Origin of the sequence: Rhodococcus sp. SG20037, from assembly GCF_031763325.1 — a bacterium.
Lineage (GTDB): Bacteria > Actinomycetota > Actinomycetes > Mycobacteriales > Mycobacteriaceae > Rhodococcus_F > Rhodococcus_F qingshengii.
The window spans coordinates 4,133,576-4,154,501 of the sequence record NZ_CP134497.1 but is presented as its reverse complement, the minus strand read 5'-3'; the positions used below and the strand labels follow the sequence as shown (position 1 = coordinate 4,154,501).

Below are 20,926 nucleotides of genomic sequence, written 5' to 3'. Positions count from 1 at the left end.
TTCAGTCGTCAGCAAGGTCGTCGACCAACCGTGGTCAGCGAGCTCCGAATCGCTCTTCCACCTGCTCCTTCGTCAGGCCGAACTCCTCGAGCGTGTACTTGTGCGACGGTTTGCGAGCACCCGAGCGGCTTTCCTCGTGCATGGCCTCCATCGACTGCTGGGCGGTAGATGTCAACGGGATGTCGAAATGCGTGTAGATGTTCTCGACGGTTCCCAGCGGATCGGTGACGAAGTCCTGATAGTCGACGTCGATGAACTGCGCGGGATTATGGTGTGCGCGTGCACTGTCGAACTGCTCGAGCCCCCTGGCCCACAATTCGAGCTGACTTTCGCCGATCACCTTGTCGGTGAACGTGTTCGACCAACCCTCTGTCGCCTGGGCGGCCAGGCTGCATACCGACGGAATGATCGTCGAAGGGGAGCGGTGAGTCTGGATGACAAGCGCGTCGGGGTACGCCTCCATCAATTCGTCGAGCGCGAACAGGTGGCTCGGGTTCTTGAGGACCCACCGTCGATCCTGATCGGGCAGACCGATCAGCTGCAGGTTCTTCTTGTGTCGTGCATAGGCGTTCGACCACTCCTGGTCCTTCAGCCATGCGGAGTACGTGGGTAGATTGGCCAGACACTCGTACGACACGGACTTGAACGTCTGACGCAAGAGTTGCCAACATTCTTCGACTTCGCTGGCCGACATGTAGTGCACGCCCATGAATTCGGGATGCTCGACGTGGTGTTGACCGAATGTCTCCTCGATCTTGGCGAAGACCGGGTTCGATTCCCACGTATCGCGAGGCGGGCGAGGCTGAGGGAACTCGGTCAGCCACATCTCGAGGCCCTGGTGAGCCGGGTCGACCGTGAGGAGGCGGTGCAAGGCAGTGGTGCCCGTGCGTGGCAATCCGGTGACGAAGATCGGCCGCTCGATCTTGACGTCGGCGTGTTCCGGATGCTCCTTCCACGCCGATTCGCTGAGGAGACGGGCCACCAGGGCGCCGCGAAGGAATACCCGAGAGATCTTGCTGCCGAAGGGCGTCAGATCCTCGTCGCGGTCGTAAGACTCGAGGAGGACCGACAGAGCCTCGGTGTAATCGTCGACGCCGAAGTCCGTCAGGCCGGTCATCCGCGTCGCCGAGGCGTGGAGATCCTCGACGGTGCCGACGTGAGTGCGTTCAGTCATGGTGCTCCTAGTGATGGAATTCGCCGCAGTTGACGTCGATGCATTGGCCGGTGATCGCGCTGGCCATCGGGGACGCCAGGAAGATCGCCGCATCGGATACTTCATCCGTCGTCGGCAGGCGCTTGAGGTCGGTGTTCGACGCAGTGTGCTCGTAGATCTGCTCGACGGTCATGCCGAACTTCTCCGCCTGGTGCGCGAAGTATCCCTTGAGGGTGTCGCCCCAGATATAGCCGGGTGCAATCGAATTGACACGAATTCCCTGCGGGCCGAGTTCGGTGGCCAGGGACTGCGACATGGCGAGCAGGGCCGACTTCGCCATCTTGTAGCTGCCGTAACGCTCTTGCGAATGCCGCAACACCATCGAATTGATGTTCACCACGGAGCCGTCCGACTCGGCAAGTGCCGGCGTGAACAGCTGAGTCAGGCGCAACGCCCCGAGAACGGTCAGTTCGATGCTGTCGCGGATGTGCTGGTAATCGGTGCGAGCCAACGGTTTCATCGACGGAATCGAGAATGCATTGTTGATCAGAGTGTCCACTTTGCCGTAGGTGGCAATGGACTCGGCCACCAGATTCTCGGCGGAAGCCTGGTCGGTGATGTCGGTGGCAACGGTGACGGCGCGCCCACCGGCATCGACTATTTCTTTCGCAACGTCGTCGAGTCGCGATTGCGTACGTGCTGCGAGAACAAGACTCGCGCCGGCCGACGCACATCGAAGGGCCAGAGCGCGGCCGAGTGCCGGGCCGACTCCGGAGATGACTACTACACGGTCTTCGAGCAAGGCGGTCATGATTACCCCAGCATTCGGTTGTCGATGGCGGCCTGGCGCTGGGCAATGCGTGCTGCCCAGTCCTCGGCGGTGATGGCGTTGGTGTCGAAATGCGGCAGGTGCTTCGCAATATCTGCGACGGCGACGATTTCGACGGTGGGACCGTCCTGCGGCGTCAGCTCGCGGGACACGCGCTGCCAACGGAACTGCAGAATGCCGCGCGGATGTCCGACGGTTTCGATCCAGTTGGTGACACCGGGGTTCTTCTCGCTGACCACCATTCGAACCATCCCGTCCGGATCGACCTGTGCCTGGCCGTTGTTGAGGGAGGTCTGATGATTGACGTAGTCCAGTGAGATGTACCAGAGGCTCCCCAGTTGGAAGCCGAGATACGGTGCGTCGGAGGCGGGAACGGTGATGATCATCGCCTGCTCGTCGGTGAGTTCGTAATGTCCCACCGACGAGTACTGCGTTGCCAGCCCGCCCGGTGTCAGGCGTGGTTCGGTCATGGTGTTGACCGTGAGCTTGAGGTAGAACCACTCCGGGAACTGGAGCCACGTCTTGACCCGCGTGACCAGTGCCTTCCCAGCCCGGGCGTAACGCTTCTCGGTCTCTTCGGCGGTGAGAGGTGGCGGCGCGATCCCGATCGAATCGGTGCGCTCGATGCGGATCACACCGCGCTGCTGACTCCAGTCGCTGTAGACCTCGCGAACGACCAGCTGCGAGGATCCGGGCGCCAGGGTGTAGTAGTTGGCTCGGCCGTCGGCAGGGCCGGGGCCGAACCAAGCGACGAAGTTACCGTCGTCATCTATCTCCAGCTCGCGGTCGTCGAAGGCGATTTCGCTGCCGGGAACGTTCGAGTTGGTGTAGTTCCCACTCAACACCTGGAAGCTGAGATCGGCTGTGGTGCCGCGCTTTCCGGTGACCTTGTATTCCTTGTCGTCGTTGATTCGGGCGCCGAAGTACAGAGTGTCGGGGTTGTCGAGGCCCATCTTGGTGAATGGTCCGGTGCCCTGGATGAAACTCGGATGGGTCTTTTCGCCGGCCCAGGCGGCATGCGTCGTCGCGATGATTCCGCCGGCCAGATATTGGTATCCCTCCAGTAGATCCTGTTCGGATCTGATGTGCGGCGCAGTCTCGATCAATTTCTCGGCTTCGGCGATCGCCTCGGCAAACGGGTCCGTCAGCACGCTGGCTCCTCACAGTTCCGACTATGTCGCCGGTCCAGAGCGTCGTGGTACAAATATGTACCTATTTGGTAGATGTTGGGTATTTCGACAATAGAACGCGTTCTAGGGAGTGGTCAATGGGTGGACCGGAGAAGACGCCTGAAGAGGGACGCCCGAGGGGGAGACAATCGCCTCCCACCGAACGGGTGGTTCAGGTGCTCGACTACCTCGTCGGCCGCCCTGATCAGCGGTTCGGGCTGTCGGAACTGGCCCGCGCGCTCGAGATCAGCAAGCCCACCTGCTTGGGAATCCTCACGGCGCTGGCTGATCGTGGATACCTGACTCGGGACGAGGTGTCGAAGACCTATGGGCTCGGTCCGGCCTTGATCGCGGCCGGACGTGCAGCTCAGCGAGGATTTGCCGTCGGACCCATTGCCCGCACCCATCTGGAGAAAGTGAGCACGGAGTTCGGGACGACGTGCACGGCGTCCGGTGTGATCGGTGATCAGATCAGCGTTCTCGAAGTGACCGGACCGATCGGCGCGCGTCGCGCTGCCAAGGTCGGTCAGGTGTACCCGTTCGCTCCGCCGGTCGGGCTGATGTACGTCCTCTGGGGTTCGGATCACGACATGGATAGTTGGCTGGGCAAGGAACCCAGTTTGCCGGTGCGCTTGGATCGCGAGCGTCTGTGGAACGTGGTCCGGGAGTGTCGCGCCGCGGGGTACCTGGTCGAGAGTCTGGATCCCGTCGGGCAGCGACTGCACACGCTGATGGCGGGCGTTGCGACGCACGATCTTCCGCCGGAGGTGCGTGAACTGCTCGGTGAGATGGTGTCGAGCCTGGGCGAGAGGGTGTATCTCGGACGCGACATCAGCTCTGACGACGAGCATCCCGTCAGTCTCATCGCGGCCCCGACCTACGACGCCGAGGGGCATCAGGCCCTTGTGCTGACACTTTATGTGGGTGGGGCGATCACGGGCGCCGAGATCGAGCGCCGCGCCGCGGTGCTGGTTGCGGCGGCGGATGCGGTGACGGCGGAAGTTGGTGGCAGGAGTCCGGTTCGCGGTCTGTGACGTCTTATTGCCGGTCATTGACCTTTGGGTAGAACGAGTTCTATTCTGTGATTGCGTTCAATTTAGAACCAGTCCGGTACATAAATGTACCGATGCGGAAATGGTGTTCCGCACGGAGTACGTGATGCTCAGGAGCGAAAGACATGGCAACACTCCAGACCCCGCCCGCCTACGAGTTGTCGCATCTGCGAGCACTCGAAGCGGAGGCGGTCCATATTTTCCGCGAAGTCGCAGCGACTTTCGAAAAGCCGGTCCTCCTGTTCTCCGGAGGTAAGGATTCCGTCGTGATGCTGCACGTAGCGGCCAAGGCATTCTGGCCTGCCCCACTGCCGTTCGCTGTGATGCACGTCGACACCGGTCACAATTTCGACGAGGTGATCGAATTCCGCGACCAGACGGTCGATCGCTTCAACCTGCGTCTTGTCGTCTCCAGCGTGCAGGACGACATCGACGCCGGACGCGTCATCGAGGACACCGGAGTCGGTTCCAGTCGCAATCGCCTGCAGACGCACGCGTTGCTGCGCGGAATTCGCGACAACAAGTTCGACGCCGTGTTCGGTGGTGCTCGCCGAGACGAGGAGAAGGCGCGCGCCAAAGAGAGGGTGTTCAGCTTCCGGGACGAGTTCGGGCAATGGGATCCGAAGGTGCAGCGACCTGAACTGTGGAACCTGTACAACGGCAAACACCGTAAGGGCGAACATATTCGGATCTTCCCGCTCTCCAACTGGACAGAGCTCGACATCTGGCAGTACATCGAGAGCGAGCAGATCGACCTCCCCGGCATCTACTACGCCCATCGTCGCGAGGTGGTTCCACGCGACGGAATGTTGTTGGCACGCACCCGTTTCCTCGAGCTTCGCGCCGGCGAAGAGTCCTACGAGGCGTTGGTGCGCTTCCGTACGGTCGGCGACGCAACGTGTACCGGATGTGTCGAATCGTCGGCCGAAACACCGGGCGCTGTCGTGGAAGAAGTTGCGGCGAGCCGTATCACGGAGCGTGGCGCAACCAGAGCTGATGACCGGATTTCCGAAGCTGGCATGGAAGATCGTAAGAAAGAGGGGTACTTCTGATGCCGCAACTGCTGAGAGTCGCTACAGCGGGCAGTGTCGACGACGGAAAATCGACACTCATCGGCCGCTTGCTCTACGACTCCAAGTCGATCTTCGAGGACCAACTCGAGGCCGTGGAACGGAGCAGTCGAGAACGCGGCGACGAGTACGCCAACCTCGCGCTACTGACCGACGGATTGCGCGCCGAGCGTGAACAGGGCATCACGATCGACGTGGCCCACCGGTATTTCGCGACCCCTCATCGGAAGTTCATCATCGCGGACACTCCCGGGCACGAGCAGTACACCCGCAACATGGTGACCGGCGCGTCGACGGCCGACCTTGCCCTGATCCTGGTGGATGCTCGCAAAGGGGTGCTCGAACAGACGCGGCGGCACGCCTTCTTGTCCACTCTCCTGGGGATACCCCACCTCGTGCTGTGTGTGAACAAAATGGACCTGGTGGGCTGGTCTCAGGAACGGTTCGAGGAGATCAAGGAAGAATTCCGACAGTTCGCGATCAAGTTGGACGTCCACGACCTGACGTTCATTCCGGTCTCGGCGCTGTTGGGGGACAACATCGTTGCCCGGACCGAGAACATGTCCTGGTACGACGGGCCTTCTCTGCTGCACCATCTCGAGCAGGTGCACATCGCGTCGGATCGCAATTTGATCGACGCGCGTTTCCCGGTGCAGTACGTGATCCGTCCGCAGAAACAGACCGACGCCGACCTCCACGATTTCCGTGGATACGCCGGAACGGTGGCCAGTGGCGTCTTCAAGCCCGGCGACGAAATCGTGGCTTTGCCTTCAGGATTCACCTCGACGGTGAAGGCAGTCCACGGGCCGGGCGGTGACGTGATCGACGAAGCGTTTGCGCCCTCGGCCGTATGCATCGAGCTGACCGACGACCTCGACGTCAGCCGCGGGGACCAATTGTGTCGGCTCAACAACCGGCCGCAGGTCGGGCAGGAAATCGATGCGATGGTCTGTTGGTTGACCGAACAGACAACTCTGTCGGAGAACAATCGCTACTCGTTGCTGCACACCACGCGCTCCACGAAAGCGCAGATCGTCAAGCTCGACTACCGGCTGGACGTCAATTCTCTGCACCGCGACGAGAAGGCAGAATCTCTGTCCCTCAACGAGATCGGCCGCATCTCGATCAAGACGCAGCAGCCGTTGATGTTCGATCCCTACCGCCGCAACCGCGTGACGGGCAGCTTCATTCTCGTGGACGAGACCACGGGCAATACCGTCGCCGCCGGAATGATCAATGGTCCGACACTCAAGGAATCGCGCGTCGTCTGGCACAGTTCGGAGGTTTCTCGCGAGGAACGTGCGACTGCCGGCGCCACCGTCTGGCTCACCGGTCTCTCGGCCTCGGGTAAGTCGACGATCGCGGTGGAACTGGAGCGGCGGTTGGTGGCCGCGGGTATCCCGGCGTACCGCCTCGACGGCGACAACCTCCGGCACGGATTGAACGCGGATCTGGGATTCAGTGCCGATGACCGCGCCGAGAACGTCCGCCGAGTCGGCTCGGTGGCGCAGTTGTTCGCTGATTCAGGTGCAGTGGCAGTGGCCTGCCTGATAAGCCCGTACCGCGAAGATCGTGATCGAGTGCGGGCGGCGCACGAGGCCGCCGGGCTGAAGTTCGTCGAGGTCTACGTCGACACCCCGATCGAGCAATGTGAAGCCCGAGACCCCAAGGGCATGTACGCCAAGGCCAGGGCCGGGGAAATCACGGGATTCACCGGAGTCGACGATCCCTACGAAGCTCCGAAAAGTCCCGAGCTGGTGATCAGACCCGAAGACGGAACGCCTACCGAACTTGCGCTGCAAATTATGGAAGTGTTGGACCGGTGAGCGAATCCACACACAGCAGAATCGCCGACGAGGCACTCGCGGCGGAATTGGCGCAGGCCGCCGGTGCGATCCTCCTGGGGATCCGAGCCGAGGGTCTGGGTGTCGACGACGGTCGTGAACTGGGTCGCCGGGGCGACAAGGCCGCCGATTCCTACATCCTCGACCGGTTGGCTGCCGAGCGGCCGGGCGATGCCGTGCTCTCTGAGGAATCTGCCGACGATCGCAGTCGTCTGGATGCAGCTCGGGTCTGGATCATCGATCCGCTGGACGGCTCCAAGGAATACGGCTTGCCGAATCATGCGGATTGGGCAGTGCACGTGGCGCTTTGGGAGCGCGGTAGCGGAATTACCGCAGCCGCGGTTGCTCAGCCGGCGCTCGGAGCGGTGTACTCCAGTGGCGACGAGGCAGCTTCGGTTGCCGCCAACTCGCCGCTCCGCGTAGTAGTCAGCGGATCGCGACCACCCGCATTCACCGAAGCGGTGGCAGCCGAACTCGGCGCCGACGTGGTGCACATGGGATCGGCCGGCGCCAAGGCGATGGCGGTGGTGCGCGGCGAGGTCGACGCGTACCTGCACGCCGGTGGGCAGTGGGAATGGGATTCGGCTGCACCCGTCGGCGTCGCACAGGCGGCGGGACTGCATTGCAGCCGCATCGACGGTTCGCCGCTGCTCTACAACGAATCTCATCCGTACCTGCCGGATCTCGTGATCTGCCGACCTGAGTTGTCGGAGTCGATCCTGGGCGCAATTGCCAAGCACTCCACGGAGTCTGCGGTCAGCGGACGCGTCGCCATGGCGCGTGAATACGTGAACGCATTGCTCACTCATGACGCAACGAAGGTCCGCTTCGCCGCCGACGCCTGGCGGGTCGAGAACGGTCAGCGAACCGGTGACAGCGGCGCATTCATCAGCAACGAGCTCGAACAAGGCCAGCAATATCGCGGAATCGTGGCGATACGTGAACTCGCGCTGCGTGAGTGGGGCGAGAGCGTCGTAGCCCGGTATCTGCTCGACCTCGGAACACCTGGCCAGGCACGGGCCGTCACGGTTTTCGTGACCGAGTACTTCGGGATACCGGCAGGTGAGATCGAAAGCATCATGGCAATCATCGAACCCCACGGAGACGATTCGAAAGAGGCTGGCACACAATGACACCGGACAAGCTGGTCGCCGAATTCTGCGCACTGTGGGCAAATGCCGATGTCGCGAAAATCGTCGAGTACTTCACCGATGACGTCGTTTATCACAACATCCCGATGGAGCCCGTGGTCGGTCGCGAGGCCGTCCGGGCGTTCATCGAGCAGTTTGTCGGTGCCTTCGGCAACATCGACTTTCAGATCAAGCGTCAGGTCGCGGACGGCAACACCGTCATGAACGAGCGCGTCGACGTCTTCACCATCAACGGCGCCGACGTAGCGCTCCCGGTCATGGGGGTGTTCGAAGTCGAGGACGGAAAGATCAAAGCCTGGCGCGACTATTTCGACATGGCACCGATCAATGCGGCAGCCGGCCAGGCCTGATCGGGGCGCCTACTCCGCGATGAAAGCGTGCGGGTAGTCCGACGAGCGGTGCTGGAAACGTGTGATGGCGGGATTCACGATGACGCCGTCTCGGATTTCGATGGCCCGATCGACGGTCTCGTCTGCCTTCCAGGCCGTCTCTCCTGCCATCACAGTGGGCAGGTAGGGAAGAAGTGATTCGCTGATCTCCCACGACGCGGAGTTCCACAGGTACGACGGGCTGTGATCGACGCCGTAGTAAGTGATGTTGTCGCCGACGATGAAGGTCGGATCCGCGAACGAGGTGGGACGAGCCCAGCTGAACCCCATGCCTTCGTCGCACGAGACGTCGACGATGAGGCTGCCGGGTTGGAAGTCCATGAGGTCTTCCTCGGTCAAGAACGTCAGTGGGGCGTCCGTGTTCTGCAGTACGCAGTTGACGACGATGTCGTGCTCGGCCAAGAAGCCGGGCACCGGCACGCTGTGGTTGTCGAGCATGACGTGGCTGCCACGGACGTCACCGTTGTTGTTGTCGAACGAGACCATGCGCGCCGAGTGGATGGGGGAGCTGACGGCGGTGACTCCACGCTGGGTGAGGACGTCCACTTCGTGGATACCGTGCGCCTTGAGTGCTGTGACCGCGCCGCGTGCAGTGGCTCCGAAACCGATCACGGCAGCGGTGAGACGCCGGCCGTAGTCACCGGTGGAACCGATCAACTGCAGGGCGTGCAGTACCGAGCAATAACCGGCGAGCTCGTTGTTCTTGTGGAACACATGCAGATTGAACGATCCGTCGCTGTGCCAGAAGTTCATGGCCTCGAAGGCGATGAGAGTCAGTTTCTTGTCGATCGCGATCTGTGTCAGTTCGGTGTCCTGGACACAGTGCGGCCAGCCCCAGAGAACCTGACCTGATCGTAGCTCGGCGAGGTCACGCACCAACGGCTTCGGTAGCAGAACCACATCGGTTTCCGCCAAAATCTGCTTGCGCGTGCGGATTCCGGCAACGAGGCGCGAGAGGTAGTCGTCGGAGTAGCCGAAGGGGTGACCGTAGCCTTCTTCGAGGTAGATCCGAGAACGTAGTTCGGCATCGATGCGATCGAAATGCGCAGGATGGATCGGCAACCGGCGTTCTGCCGGTTTGCTCGACTGTCCGATGACTCCAAGGGTGCGTGCGTTGTTCAATTGTGTATCTCTCGATAGGAGCAGGTAGAGATGTCAGGCAGGAGCCTGAGGGACTAGCAGAAGCCGCAGGAACGCTGGCAGATTGCCTCGGCCAGGACCGCGTGAAAGCGTGCTGGCTGCGCTGCTGTCGATCGCCGACGGCAACAGAAAGGCGCGTCGGTATGTGCTCAGTCTAGTCCGGAACGGCCCTCGCCCGGTGGCCGGGCGCTGTGTTGTGCTCCGCTGACGTGTGGCTACTGCTCGCGCAGGCGTGAATCCAGTACGGCCAGTTGAATTTTGCTGGCGTCCGCGTGTACCTGACGTCCTTTGTCGGTGACGTCGACGAAGACTCCGCGCCGGTCGGCCTCGCACAGTGCTCGCTGAACCAGTCCGGCCTTCTCGAGACGGGCCACGCTACGGGAGAGCGCGCTGGGACTCAGGTACATCTCCGAGGCAAGCTCCTGCATGCGTGGACGTTCGCACGTGGCGTCCATGAGTCGGTCGAGAGCCTCGAAGTCGCTCATGCTCAGCCCATGCGCCGACTGCATCTGGCGATCGAGTTCGCACGCGATGTCGTTGTAGCTGGTCGACAGCGAGCGCCAGGTGTTGCGCAATTCGGATTCCGACGTCACGACCGCATTCTAGTTGAAGACTCGATTACGTGCAATTGCATTAAATGCTTGTGCATTATGTGCATGTGCATCTATTCTCGCTGACGTGACTTGCACAGACTCGACACTCAAACCATTCGATTCGCCGGACGCCCCGGTTTCTACGGAATCCTCGGATCCGGCCACAGGGGAGGGCTGGTCCCTCAAGCTGTGGGGCATCCTCGCGGTGCTCTGCCTCGTGTTGTTCCTCGACGGTCTCGATGTGTCGATGGTGGGCGTCGCGCTTCCGTCCATCGGCAATGAACTGGGCCTGTCCACTACCTCGCTGCAGTGGATCATCAACGGCTACGTCCTCGGATTCGGCGGCCTGTTGCTACTCGGTGGACGTACCGCCGATCTTCTCGGGCGCAGGAAGGTCTTCCTGATCGCACTGACCGTGTTCGCAATCGCCTCGCTGGTCGGTGGCCTTGTCGACAACGGAACACTGCTGATCGCATCACGATTCGTGAAGGGATTGGCCGCGGCCTTCACCGCTCCGACCGCAATGTCCATTCTCACCACGACGTTCAAGGAAGGTCCGGCCCGTAACCGTGCGCTGTCGGTGTTCTCCGTGTTCGGCGCCAGTGGTTACTCGTCCGGTCTGATCCTCGGTGGGCTGTTGACCAGTGCCGGTTGGCGATTCACGTTCCTGATGCCGGTTCCGTTTGCCGTCATCGCGCTGATCGGTGGGTACTTCCTCATTCCGCGGGACCGTCCCGCAGATACCGGGGGACACGATCTCGTCGGCGCCGTCACCCTGGTGACGGGAATGCTTCTCACGGTGTACACGATGGTTTCGGCTCCGACCCGTGGATGGGCACACCCGATGACGCTGGGTTCGTTCGCCGTCGCAGCCGTGCTTCTGGCGACGTTCTTCTTCGTGGAGAAGAAGGTGGCGCATCCGCTTGTGCGACTTGGGCTTCTGCGCGTCGGCACTATCGTTCGTGCAAATCTGGCCATCATCGCGCTCTTCGGTTCCTACCTGAGCTTCCAGTTCATGATGACGATCTTCCTGCAGTCGGCCCTCGGCTGGTCGCCCCTGAAGATGGCGATGGCACTGCTCCCCGCGGGCATCATCGTCGCCTTCGGATCACCGTTCGTCGGACGGCTGGTCGACCTGTACGGCAGTGCCAAGCTCATCATCGCGGCACTGACGTCGCTCAGCGTCGGGTACCTCTGGTTCCTCTTCGCGGGCAGCGATTCACCGTCGTACGTCGTGGCGATTCTGCCGAGCGTCATCCTGCTCGGACTCGGATTCGCGCTGGGGTACACCTCGATCATGGCCCAGGCCACCTCGGGTGTCGACGACTCGGAGCAGGGTTTGGCGTCCGGGCTGGTGAACACCTCCGCTCAGGTCGGTGCGGCGCTCGTGCTCGCTCTCACCACTGCCCTCGTAACCGCTGGATCGCACGCCGCGTCCGGCGCCGGTACCGCCGGATTCGAGCAGTTCCATCCCGGACTGATCCTGGTTACCGGAGTCGCGCTGGTGGGCTTGGCGATCACCGTCTCGCCGCTGTTACGTGGAAGGTCGCAGCGGGGAAGATCCGTGCGTGAAATGCGCGCTGAGGAAGAAAAGGAATTGGCCGAGGTCAACTGAATACTCGCTTCATCCGCGAATGCGCTCGGCCGCGTAGGGGACAATCCTGCGCGGCCGAGTTGCTGTGTCTGAACTATCGCGTGGCAGATTTCAGGGCAGCGTCTTTCAGTGCTACGTCGAAGGTCGTCGACGTAGCTTGCGAACCGAGAATCAAGGCAAGGCGCGCCAACATGGCTTCGCGGTCGGACGGATCAGCCTGATCCAGTGCATTCGACAGTGCCAACCAGACGTGTTCGCGGTGGCCCTCGTCGTCGACCACCGCAGTTGTCGCCGACTGTGCCGTATCGAAGTGCGTCGGCGCAGTGCCGGCGGTGAGGTGTTTGGCCACGTCGTTCAATTGCGTGGGATCGCTGATGCGGCACAGCACCAATCCGTCGGGCCGAATCACGAAGATTTCGCCGACACGAGCGCCGAGGGCAGATGCGAGATTGCCTTCGGCATCGGGAACCGTGGAGTCGGTAGTTCCCACGGTGATCACGCGTACGGTTTCCGGTGCAAGGGCCTGAGCAAGGATTTCGGCTTGCGTGTCGAGTTCGGATACCAGCTCAGCTGACAGTCCGAAAGCCAGCAGGCCGAATCCAGTACCGCGCAGACTGTTCAAGGAGGTAGATGAACCGTCCGCCGAGACCTGGACGACCCTGTCTTCCAACGGATCGCCGGGTAGTACGCCCTCGGCGCCCGCAGCTGTCGGCCACGTCAGCGGGGAGAGCCGGGCGTGCGTCGCACTCGACTGGCGCGGGTTGATGAGGTGCGCGAATTCGCTTCGCTTGGTGGCGATTTCGAGTACGGCATCGCGGGTGGTCCGGTAGCCGTGACTTCCCGGCGACATGATGAGCGTCGACTTGCCTGCGTTGTCGACGTTCTGCTGCCACGCGCTGCGACGTTCCTTCGAATACGCGTCGAGGATGGTGGAATCGGCAGCTCCGTTGATGACGGCGGCTAGTTGCCACACCAAGGTCTCGGCGTCTTCCATGCCCGAGTTCAGGCCGCGAACACCGAAGATCGGAACGAGATGCGCGGCGTCGCCGGCAAAAAGCACACGGCCGTGAGTGAAATCTTCCAGAGCGAGTGCGTGGGCGCGGTAGAAGCCGAACCATTCCAGGGTCCAGGGGATGTCGCTCTGGAGCCATTCGAGGTGACGCGTGATGCGGTCACGGATGCGATCTTCTTGCGTCTCCGCTTCCGGATCGTCCGAGGCGTCGAGCTGGTAGTCGATGCGCCAGATGTCCCGTGGTTGGCGATGCATGATGATCGTGGACCCCGGGTTGCTGGGTGCGTCGAACCACACCAGGCGCTCGGCCGGGAGTTCCGATTCCCAATGAATGTCGGCAATGACGTAGTTGCCCTCGTAGCTGTTGCCCTGCAAGCGGATTCCGCTGAGTTCGCGCATCTTGCTGCGTCCACCATCGGCGGCAACGACCCACGCCGCGCGCAGTTCGCGGGTTCCGAACGCGGTGTCGACGGTCAGAGTCACCTCGTCGTCACCGACGGAGATGCCGGCGATCGACGACGACCAGTGGAAGTTCACCAGTGGGTGAGCGAGCAGCTTGTCGGTCATGATCTGCTCGAACTCTGATTGCGAGACGTTGACCATGGGTCCACGCGCGTCGTGCTCGGCGGATGCCATGCGGAACTGCAGTACTTCCTGATCGCGGTAGTAACTCCGACCACCCACCCACGGCAGAACGATGTCTTCGAGCTCGGCACCGAAGCCGAGGCGTTCGGCAACTTCGAGGCTGTGGCGTGACACGCAGATCGCGCGACTGCCGAACGAGACCTGATCGGCCGCTTCGAGAATCGTGACGGCAATGCCGCGCTGCGCCAAGCCCATGGCTACGCCCATGCCGACTGGGCCGGCTCCGACGATCACGACGGGAAGTGCGTCGGCCGAAGGCGCCAGGGAGGCGAAGTCCTCGGGTGCGTACTTCTTCGGATGAAAGTAGGTCGACATGGTCACGAGGCTTTCTGTGCGGCAGTGTTTTTCGGGATCAATTGAGGTTCCGGGAGCAGCAGGATGGAAACCAGGCTGATCACGGCAATGATCACGAAGTAGGCGGTGATGGCGAACGAGGTGCCGAAGGCGGCGTAGAGCGCGGTGGCGATCATCGGGGCCAGACCGCCGCCGAGGATTGCGCCGATCTGGTAGCCGAGTGACGCTCCGCTGTAGCGGATGTGTGCGGGAAACAATTCGGCGAACAGTGCCGCTTGTGGGCCGGCGCAGCAGCCGAGCGTGAAGCCGAGGGCGATCATCGATACGAGCATCACCGGAACGATCGCTGTGTCGATCAGCGGAAAGAACACCGCTGCCGCCACTACCAGGGTGATCGAACTGCGGATGTAGACGGTCCGGCGTCCGAGAGTGTCCGACTTGTGAGCGCTGAAAGCCATTCCCGCCATCCAGAACGGGCAGGATGCGATGAGAAGAAAGAGCATCGTGGTCTTGCTGAAGCCGAGTTCGGTCTCGCCGTACTTGAGGACGTAAACCATGTACGCGTACGCGATTCCGTTGGTGGCTATGAAGGTTCCACCGGCGAGGAGCACAGTCTTCCAGTGTCTGGTGAGAACCTCGAGAATCGGCATGGACTCCGCCGGTGCCTCGGACTTGGACGCGGTGAACTCGTCACTTTCCTCGAGGCCGAGACGGATCCACATCGCAACGCCCACCAGAACTGCGCTGAGCAGGAACGGGATTCGCCATCCCCAGGAGTTGAATGCATCGTCGTCCATGAAGGCGGCGAGGGGGAGATAGACGAGATTGGCCACCAGTACTCCTGCGGGAACACCGATTTGTGGTGCGCTGCCGTACAGCCCCTTCCTGCCCTCCGGTGCGTTTTCGGTGGCGACCAGAACTGCGCCGCCCCACTCGCCGCCGACACCGAGTCCCTGAACGAATCGCAAGGTCACCAGGAGTATGGGGGCAAAGACGCCGATAGCGGCGTAGTTGGGTAGCAGCCCGATGGCAACGGTGGCGCAGCCCATCAGCATCAACGAGGTGACCAACATGGATTTGCGTCCGATGCGGTCGCCGAAGTGGCCCATCACGATTCCGCCGATGGGACGCGCGACGAATCCGACGGCGAGGGTGGCGAAGGCGGCGAGGGTGCCGGCCAGATCGGACGTGCCGGGGAAGAACTGCTTGCCGAGCACGAGTGCGGCGGCGGTGCCGTAGATGAAGAAGTCGTACCACTCGATGGCGGTGCCGACAAAGCTGCCGAGGGCGGCCTTACGCGCCTTGACCGTCGCGGCGGCGCGCGTTGCGGTCGGTGAGGCGATGGAGGTCATGAAGTGCCTTTCGAGATGAATGTGGCTTGAAGAAACAATGACGTGCGCCACAACAATTGAAAAGCGAAAGAAATGGAGGTTCTTGCACGGAAAATACGTGGAACCAGCTCCGCTGCCTGGTAGCGGGACTATTGGGCAGGTTCTGAGGGTGAAACGAATTCTATGAAAGCGCGTGCGACGCGGCTGAGGCGAGTGTTCTGGTGCCAAGCGAGAACTACGTGCACCGACGGCACGGCGGGGGAAGCGATGGTCTTGACGACCACCTCGAGCCCCTCGTACGTGACGTCGATCTTGGGCCGCTGGAGTAGCAGCGTCCAGCCGAGGCCACGGCCGACAAATGCCCGCGCCGTCTCGAAGTTCGCAGTTCTGTAGGCAACCTTCGGGGCGAATCCGCCTGCGCGACAGACGTCGAGCGCGTGTTTGGTGCTCGGCGGCGCGTCGAGGAGAACCATCGGGTGTTCCGCGAGGTCCGGAAGATGGATCGGTCGCTCGGACCGCGCGAGTGGGTGTTCTGCACCCAGGACGATCAAGGGTTCGCGGATGGCCAACGGAACTGTGCGCAATTGTGGAGACAGGTCCAGGTCGTAAGCGATTGCGAGGTCCAACTCGCCGTTCTCGAGATGTGTCTGGAGCCGATTCTGAGTGTCCTCGCGGAACTCCACCTGCGCGTCAGGATTCTCACGGGTGAACCCGGCGATCATCGACGGCAACACCGTCGGCCCCAGAGCGGGATAACAGCCGATCGCGATGGGCCCCGATACGCTTCCGCCGGTTCCGAGCGCATCGGATTCGAGTTCCCCGGCTTGCTGAAGTAGCGCCCGGGCGCGCACCAGAACGGATTCACCGGTGCGGGTCAGTTGAATGCCGAATGAGCGACGGCGAACGCACAGTTGAACTTTGAGCGCGCGTTCGAGTTCGGTGAGCGCCGCGGACAGGGCGGAAGGAGAGAGGTGCAGGCGCTCGGCCGCGGCACTGATCGTTCCGGTCTCGGCTACCGCGACAAACGCAGCAAGCTGACGCATCGTGTACGTGGGAGCAGGATCGATGCGAGGCATGAGATCGACAGTAGTCGGGTAGATTGCCCTGAATATTTTGGTGTGGCACCGTGAAGAGGTCGACGATCAATCGCTGACCTGCGTCTTCGTGGTGCCCCCGGCAGGATTCGAACCTGCGACCTTTCGCTCCGGAGGCGAACGCTCTATCCCCTGAGCTACGGGGGCGCACCGAACTTTCGGTGTGCCGATTGGGCTGCGTTAGCGTAGCGCATCACGGGGGGACAAGACCAAACCGGCACCCGTCTCGGCATGGCGTCCTCGCGTGAGGTAGTCGAGGATGCGGCCGGGGACCATGGTCGTCGAATCATCTGTACCGACTGACTCGGATGCTTTTTACGCCTAGGCTCGGCTCTGAGCACAGGCTCGGGCGGACTGCTCGGGCACCCTCGTGAGGTACGGGAGTCGTTGATGACCGATCACCACTATTCCGAAGACCAGCTCGCGCTCGACCTGAAGTGGTGGGCAGCGGCCAACTACCTGACCGTCGCGCAGATCTATCTGAAGGACAACACGCTTCTGCGGGAACCGTTGCGTGCCGAGCACATCAAGCCCCGACTGCTCGGGCACTGGGGGACCAGCCCCGGCTTGTCGATGATCTACACGCTCCTCAATCGGCACATCGTCGCCACCGGCGCAGACTGGCTTTACGTGACCGGTCCCGGGCACGGCGGTCCGGCGCTGGTCGCGTCGACGTATCTCGAGGGAACGTACTCGGAGATCTATCCGGAAGTCTCGGACGACGCCGAGGGCATCCACCGGATGTGTCGGCGATTCTCCGCTCCCGGCGGAGTGCCCAGCCATGTGAGTGTGCAGACACCCGGAAGCATCCACGAAGGCGGCGAACTCGGCTACGCCCTTGCCCATGCGGCCGGCGCTGCCTTCGATCATCCGAACCTCGTGGTGGCCTGTGTGATCGGCGACGGCGAAGCGGAGACCGGGCCGTTGTCCGGTTCGTGGAAGCTCCCGGCGTTCCTGAATCCACGACGCGACGGCGCGGTGTTGCCGATCCTGCACGTGAACGGTGCCAAGATCGCCGGGCCGACGGTCTACGGACGCAGCAGCGACGAAGACATCCAGGCCTATCTTGGTGGACAGGGGTGGGCGCCGATCGTCGTCTCCGGTGACGACCCCGACGCGGTGTTTCCTCAGCTGTATCAAGCGATCTCGCAGGCGCACGAGAAGATCCGCGAGATGCAGGGTGCCGCACGCCGCGGAGAGGAGTGGACGGGTTCGTGGCCGGCAATCGTGTTGCGGACGCCAAAAGGATGGACCGGTCCACACACCGTCGACGGAATTTTGGTCGAGGGCACACATCGTGCGCACCAGGTGCCGTTGTCCGGCGTGCGAACCACCGAATCGCATCTGCGGCAACTCGAAGAGTGGATGCGGTCGTACCGTCCGGACGAGTTGTTCGACGCCAACGGATCACTGGCCGCGGAACTGGCGGCGCTCTCGCCGACGGGGGACAAGCGCATGGGGAGCACTCCCTACGCGAACGGTGGACGACTTCGCGTCGATCTCCCGATGCCGCCGCTCGAAAAGTACGCGCTTCCCATCCAATCGCCGGGTTCGACCTTCCACGAGACGACGCGAGTGCTCGGCGAGCTTCTGCGCGACATCTACGCCGCCACGGAAACCGAGGACAGCGGCGGGATCTTCCGACTCTTCTGTCCGGACGAGACGGCTAGCAATCGCCTCGGCGCCGTATTCGAGACAACCGATCGCTGCTGGCAACTGCCGATCACCGACTACGACGACGGGCTGTCCGCGGACGGTCGTGTCATGGAGGTCCTCAGCGAGCACCTCTGCGAGGGTTGGCTCGAGGGCTATCTGCTGTCGGGCCGACACGGGATGTTCGCGAGCTACGAAGCATTTGCGATGGTGAGCGTGTCGATGCTCATCCAGCACGCCAAGTGGCTCCAACATGCCGTCGACCTGCCGTGGCGGGCGTCTGTTGCTTCGCTCAACGTGCTGTTGACCAGTACGTGCTGGCGCAACGACCACAACGGATTCAGTCATCAGGGCCCCGGCATGATCGACGCCGTTATTCCCTTGGCACCCAGTGTGATCCGCGTGTGGCTGCCGCCGGATTCCAACACGTTGCTCTCGATCTCGGATCACTGCCTGCGTAGTACCGACCACGTCAACCTGATAGTCGTGGACAAGCAACCGCACCTGCAGTACCTCACGCTCGAGCAAGCGCACGAGCACTGCGCGGCGGGCGCTTCGGTCTGGGAATGGGCCGGAACCGAGGCTCGCGGACAGGAACCGGACGTGGTCCTGGCCGCCGCGGGAGATGTGCCGACGCAGGAGATCCTGGCTGCTGCACAGTTGCTGCGCGATCACACACCCGAACTGATCACCCGCGTCGTCAACGTCGTCGATCTGATGGCCTTGCTGACGCCAACCGAGCATCCCCACGGATTCGGGGAGCGGGTCTTCCTCGATCTGTTCTCCGCGCAGACCGACGTCGTGTTCGCATTCCACGGATACTCGCGTGCCGTGCACGAACTGATTCACGGGCGTCCGAGTCCCGAGCGCTTCCACGTTCGCGGATTCAGTGAACAGGGAACAACCACAACACCGTTCGACATGGTCGTCCTCAACAAGATGAGCCGCTACCACCTGGTGATCGAGGCGCTACGACGCTCCAAGCGTCGGCCGGCCGGGGCGTCCGAGTTGGCGGAGTTCTGCCGCACACAACTCGAAAAGCACTCGCGTTACATCGTCGAGCACCTCGAAGACATGCCGGAAGTAGAAAACTGGACCTGGTCCTGAAATTCAGGACCAGGCCCAGTTGGGTCTGAACATTCTCGGCTCAGTTCAGTTCTGCTCAGTTCATGGGCAGTGGCACTGCGCCGCGAGCTGCCAACATGTCGGTCATCAGCTTGGACTCGCTCTGCTGCGTGTTGACCATCGTCTGCGCCAGGCTGCGCACCGGCCCCTCGGTGGCGTCGGCTGCTGCGTACTCCATCATCGGAAGCCCACCTTCGTGGTGACGAAGCATCAGCTGCAGGAACAAAGTGTCGAGTTGCAGACCTTCCGCTGCGCGGAGAGCCGCAAGGTCCTCGGGGGACGCCATGCCGGGCATGGTGTGGACCGGCCCGGAATGACTCATGTCCATCGTGGCCGAAGTCCCGTGCGATCCATGGCCGGAGCCCGAATCCGACGACATCCACTCCATGTACGGGCCCACCTTGGACAGCGGCTGATCCCACATGGTCAGCCACGCCTGCATCTGACCGAGCTGGTTCTGCTGCGTGGTCAAGATGTCGAACGCCAGCGTGCGTACGTCGTTGTCCGTGGACTTCGTCAGGGCGATGGACGCCATGTCGACGGCCTGGCTGTGATGCACGCTCATGTCCTGCGCGAAGCCCACGTCCACCGAATCCGAAGCCGGAACGGTCAGTGACGACTTCGCATCGGGTCCGAGGAGGTTGGTCAGTGCGCCGAGCGCAAAACCGACGGCGATCGCGCCGATCAGACCGATGATCAGCAGTGCGGTGCGCTGACTCGGCTTCGAAGACTGATCGGTGTTCGTCGAACTATCCACCGGCGGGAATCTGTTCGTCGGTGGCCGGGGTAGCGCCCGTGCCGTCCATCTGGATGGCGTCGGCGCCCGGAGGTGTCGGATCGAACGGCGACGTCGACGGAGTGAACAGCGGGTTGGTGCAGCTCGCGCCGACCTCGGGGTAGACGTTCGGGTTCTGGTTCAGCGCAGTGATGAACTGATCGATGCGATCGTCGTCGGCCTTGTCGATCTCGAGGCGATGGCCCCACGACTGCAGAGAAATGGGGCTGCTCTGACCGGGGTACGGCGACATCAGCATGTAGGACTTGCCGTTCACGCGTCCGGCGAGACTGTCGATCTGGTCCTGGTCGACGAGATCGGGGTTGTACGTGATCCAGATGGCGCCGTGCTCGAGCGAGTGGACGGCGTTCTCGGTGCGAATCGGGTCGGCGTACACGGTTCCGGTGCAGTTAGCCCAGGTGGCGTCGTGCGGGCCACCGAACGGCGGGGTCTGGTCGTACGCCACGCGCTGAGTGGAATCGACGTGCTGGCCGGCCGGGTACTCGATCTTGAGGACGCCGTCGATCTTGTCGGACGGATCCTTGTTCTCGGAGCTGTACTTGTACGGCTCAAGGGCCTGCCGCTCCTCGACCTTGGGCCACAGATTGATACCGAGCACGGCGATGAGTGCGAGCACAGCCACACCGGCGCCGATCGACAGCCAGGGGATCTGGCGGGGAGCGGGGACGCCGCCCTTGCCCTTCTTGGCCGGCCGACTGTTCTTGTTGGCGGCCTTGATGGCCTTGGCTGATTTGGCCCCGGAGTTCTTGTTGGGACCGCGACTATCGGAACCGCTTGGCATCGATTGGGCTCTTTCGGTGTGTGGGCTTGAGGTGTGGCGCGCCCGCGCATGAAGGTACGCGGTGGTAGCTCGGGCATTACCACTGTACTTTCCGAGTCTGAGGGCAAACTTTGAGAGTGGCGTGCGACACGCCACAGCGGCCCCGCGCACGTTCACGGAGAGCGAGGCGTGAGGCGAGTCTCCACTTCCGGTGTGCAGGCAATAGGATGAA

General features: G+C 62.4%; 17 protein-coding genes and 1 tRNA gene. 7 read left to right on the top strand and 11 right to left on the bottom strand.

Going from position 1 to position 20,926, the window contains the following annotated elements; translation table 11 throughout:
- Positions 1 to 34: 34 nt before the first annotated feature.
- From RHP72_RS18985 to RHP72_RS18975, 3 genes are read right to left on the bottom strand one after another with little or no spacing between them, the layout of a single operon-like run.
- A complete protein-coding gene (locus tag RHP72_RS18985; RefSeq protein WP_042445529.1) occupies positions 35 to 1,174 on the bottom strand; it encodes a sulfotransferase in 1,140 nt (379 codons plus the stop codon).
- Positions 1,175 to 1,181: 7 nt separating this feature from the next.
- The gene (locus tag RHP72_RS18980; RefSeq protein ID WP_311093688.1) at positions 1,182 to 1,964 is read right to left on the bottom strand and encodes an SDR family oxidoreductase; all 783 of its coding nucleotides are present in this window, start codon (positions 1,962 to 1,964) and stop codon (positions 1,182 to 1,184) included.
- A gap of 2 nt (positions 1,965 to 1,966) precedes the next feature.
- On the bottom strand, positions 1,967 to 3,133 hold the full coding sequence (locus RHP72_RS18975) for a hypothetical protein (RefSeq protein WP_064075259.1): 1,167 nt from the start codon (positions 3,131 to 3,133) through the stop codon (positions 1,967 to 1,969).
- Between the two features lie 116 nt (positions 3,134 to 3,249).
- Between RHP72_RS18975 and RHP72_RS18970 the strand changes: the two genes are divergently transcribed.
- The 5 genes from RHP72_RS18970 to RHP72_RS18950 all read left to right on the top strand — a co-directional run bounded on the left by RHP72_RS18970 (position 3,250) and on the right by RHP72_RS18950 (position 8,618).
- Complete coding sequence (locus tag RHP72_RS18970; RefSeq protein WP_075833734.1) at positions 3,250 to 4,185, top strand: helix-turn-helix domain-containing protein; 936 nt, start codon at positions 3,250 to 3,252, stop codon at positions 4,183 to 4,185.
- Between the two features lie 143 nt (positions 4,186 to 4,328).
- The gene (gene cysD, locus RHP72_RS18965; protein ID WP_003941285.1) at positions 4,329 to 5,255 is read left to right on the top strand and encodes a sulfate adenylyltransferase subunit CysD; all 927 of its coding nucleotides are present in this window, start codon (positions 4,329 to 4,331) and stop codon (positions 5,253 to 5,255) included.
- The gene (cysC, locus tag RHP72_RS18960; protein ID WP_311093687.1) at positions 5,255 to 7,099 is read left to right on the top strand and encodes an adenylyl-sulfate kinase; all 1,845 of its coding nucleotides are present in this window, start codon (positions 5,255 to 5,257) and stop codon (positions 7,097 to 7,099) included. The genes cysD and cysC overlap by 1 nt, the downstream gene beginning before the upstream one ends.
- Entirely contained in the window at positions 7,096 to 8,250 is a 1,155-nt protein-coding gene (locus RHP72_RS18955) for a 3'(2'),5'-bisphosphate nucleotidase CysQ (RefSeq protein ID WP_311093686.1), read from the top strand. Before cysC ends, RHP72_RS18955 begins: the two co-directional genes overlap by 4 nt.
- Positions 8,247 to 8,618: a limonene-1,2-epoxide hydrolase family protein gene (locus RHP72_RS18950; protein ID WP_058037048.1), complete on the top strand. Its 372-nt coding sequence runs from the start codon at positions 8,247 to 8,249 to the stop codon at positions 8,616 to 8,618. Before RHP72_RS18955 ends, RHP72_RS18950 begins: the two co-directional genes overlap by 4 nt.
- Before the next feature lie 9 nt (positions 8,619 to 8,627).
- Here RHP72_RS18950 and RHP72_RS18945 read toward each other — a convergent pair whose 3' ends face one another.
- Together RHP72_RS18945 and RHP72_RS18940 are read right to left on the bottom strand one after the other, a co-directional pair.
- Positions 8,628 to 9,779, bottom strand: coding sequence for a N(5)-(carboxyethyl)ornithine synthase (locus tag RHP72_RS18945; RefSeq protein ID WP_042445537.1), 1,152 nt, complete (start codon positions 9,777 to 9,779; stop codon positions 8,628 to 8,630).
- 233 nt (positions 9,780 to 10,012) lie between these two features.
- A complete protein-coding gene (locus tag RHP72_RS18940; protein ID WP_003941367.1) occupies positions 10,013 to 10,390 on the bottom strand; it encodes a MarR family winged helix-turn-helix transcriptional regulator in 378 nt (125 codons plus the stop codon).
- Positions 10,391 to 10,475: 85 nt separating this feature from the next.
- Between RHP72_RS18940 and RHP72_RS18935 the strand changes: the two genes are divergently transcribed.
- Complete coding sequence (locus RHP72_RS18935; protein ID WP_311093684.1) at positions 10,476 to 12,005, top strand: MFS transporter; 1,530 nt, start codon at positions 10,476 to 10,478, stop codon at positions 12,003 to 12,005.
- 73 nt (positions 12,006 to 12,078) lie between these two features.
- On the opposite strand, the gene RHP72_RS18930 is transcribed toward RHP72_RS18935, so the two are convergent.
- The 4 genes from RHP72_RS18930 to RHP72_RS18915 all read right to left on the bottom strand — a co-directional run bounded on the left by RHP72_RS18930 (position 12,079) and on the right by RHP72_RS18915 (position 16,507).
- Positions 12,079 to 13,956, bottom strand: coding sequence for an FAD-dependent monooxygenase (locus RHP72_RS18930; protein ID WP_063316931.1), 1,878 nt, complete (start codon positions 13,954 to 13,956; stop codon positions 12,079 to 12,081).
- Between the two features lie 2 nt (positions 13,957 to 13,958).
- Positions 13,959 to 15,287, bottom strand: a complete 1,329-nt coding sequence (locus tag RHP72_RS18925) for an MFS transporter (protein ID WP_063316877.1) — start codon at positions 15,285 to 15,287, stop codon at positions 13,959 to 13,961.
- A gap of 128 nt (positions 15,288 to 15,415) precedes the next feature.
- Complete coding sequence (locus tag RHP72_RS18920; RefSeq protein ID WP_030537328.1) at positions 15,416 to 16,342, bottom strand: LysR substrate-binding domain-containing protein; 927 nt, start codon at positions 16,340 to 16,342, stop codon at positions 15,416 to 15,418.
- Positions 16,343 to 16,431: 89 nt separating this feature from the next.
- Positions 16,432 to 16,507 (bottom strand) — tRNA-Arg (locus RHP72_RS18915).
- A gap of 243 nt (positions 16,508 to 16,750) precedes the next feature.
- Here RHP72_RS18915 and RHP72_RS18910 point away from each other — a divergent pair.
- Positions 16,751 to 19,120 carry a phosphoketolase gene (locus tag RHP72_RS18910; RefSeq protein WP_063316876.1) on the top strand — a complete coding sequence of 790 codons (2,370 nt, stop codon included), beginning with the start codon at positions 16,751 to 16,753 and terminating at the stop codon, positions 19,118 to 19,120.
- A 55-nt stretch (positions 19,121 to 19,175) separates the two neighbouring features.
- Here RHP72_RS18910 and RHP72_RS18905 read toward each other — a convergent pair whose 3' ends face one another.
- Together RHP72_RS18905 and RHP72_RS18900 are read right to left on the bottom strand one after the other, a co-directional pair.
- Positions 19,176 to 19,895, bottom strand: coding sequence for a DUF305 domain-containing protein (locus RHP72_RS18905; protein WP_311093683.1), 720 nt, complete (start codon positions 19,893 to 19,895; stop codon positions 19,176 to 19,178).
- Positions 19,888 to 20,715 carry a DUF3105 domain-containing protein gene (locus RHP72_RS18900; protein WP_003941378.1) on the bottom strand — a complete coding sequence of 276 codons (828 nt, stop codon included), beginning with the start codon at positions 20,713 to 20,715 and terminating at the stop codon, positions 19,888 to 19,890. Before RHP72_RS18900 ends, RHP72_RS18905 begins: the two co-directional genes overlap by 8 nt.
- Positions 20,716 to 20,926: the final 211 nt, after the last annotated feature.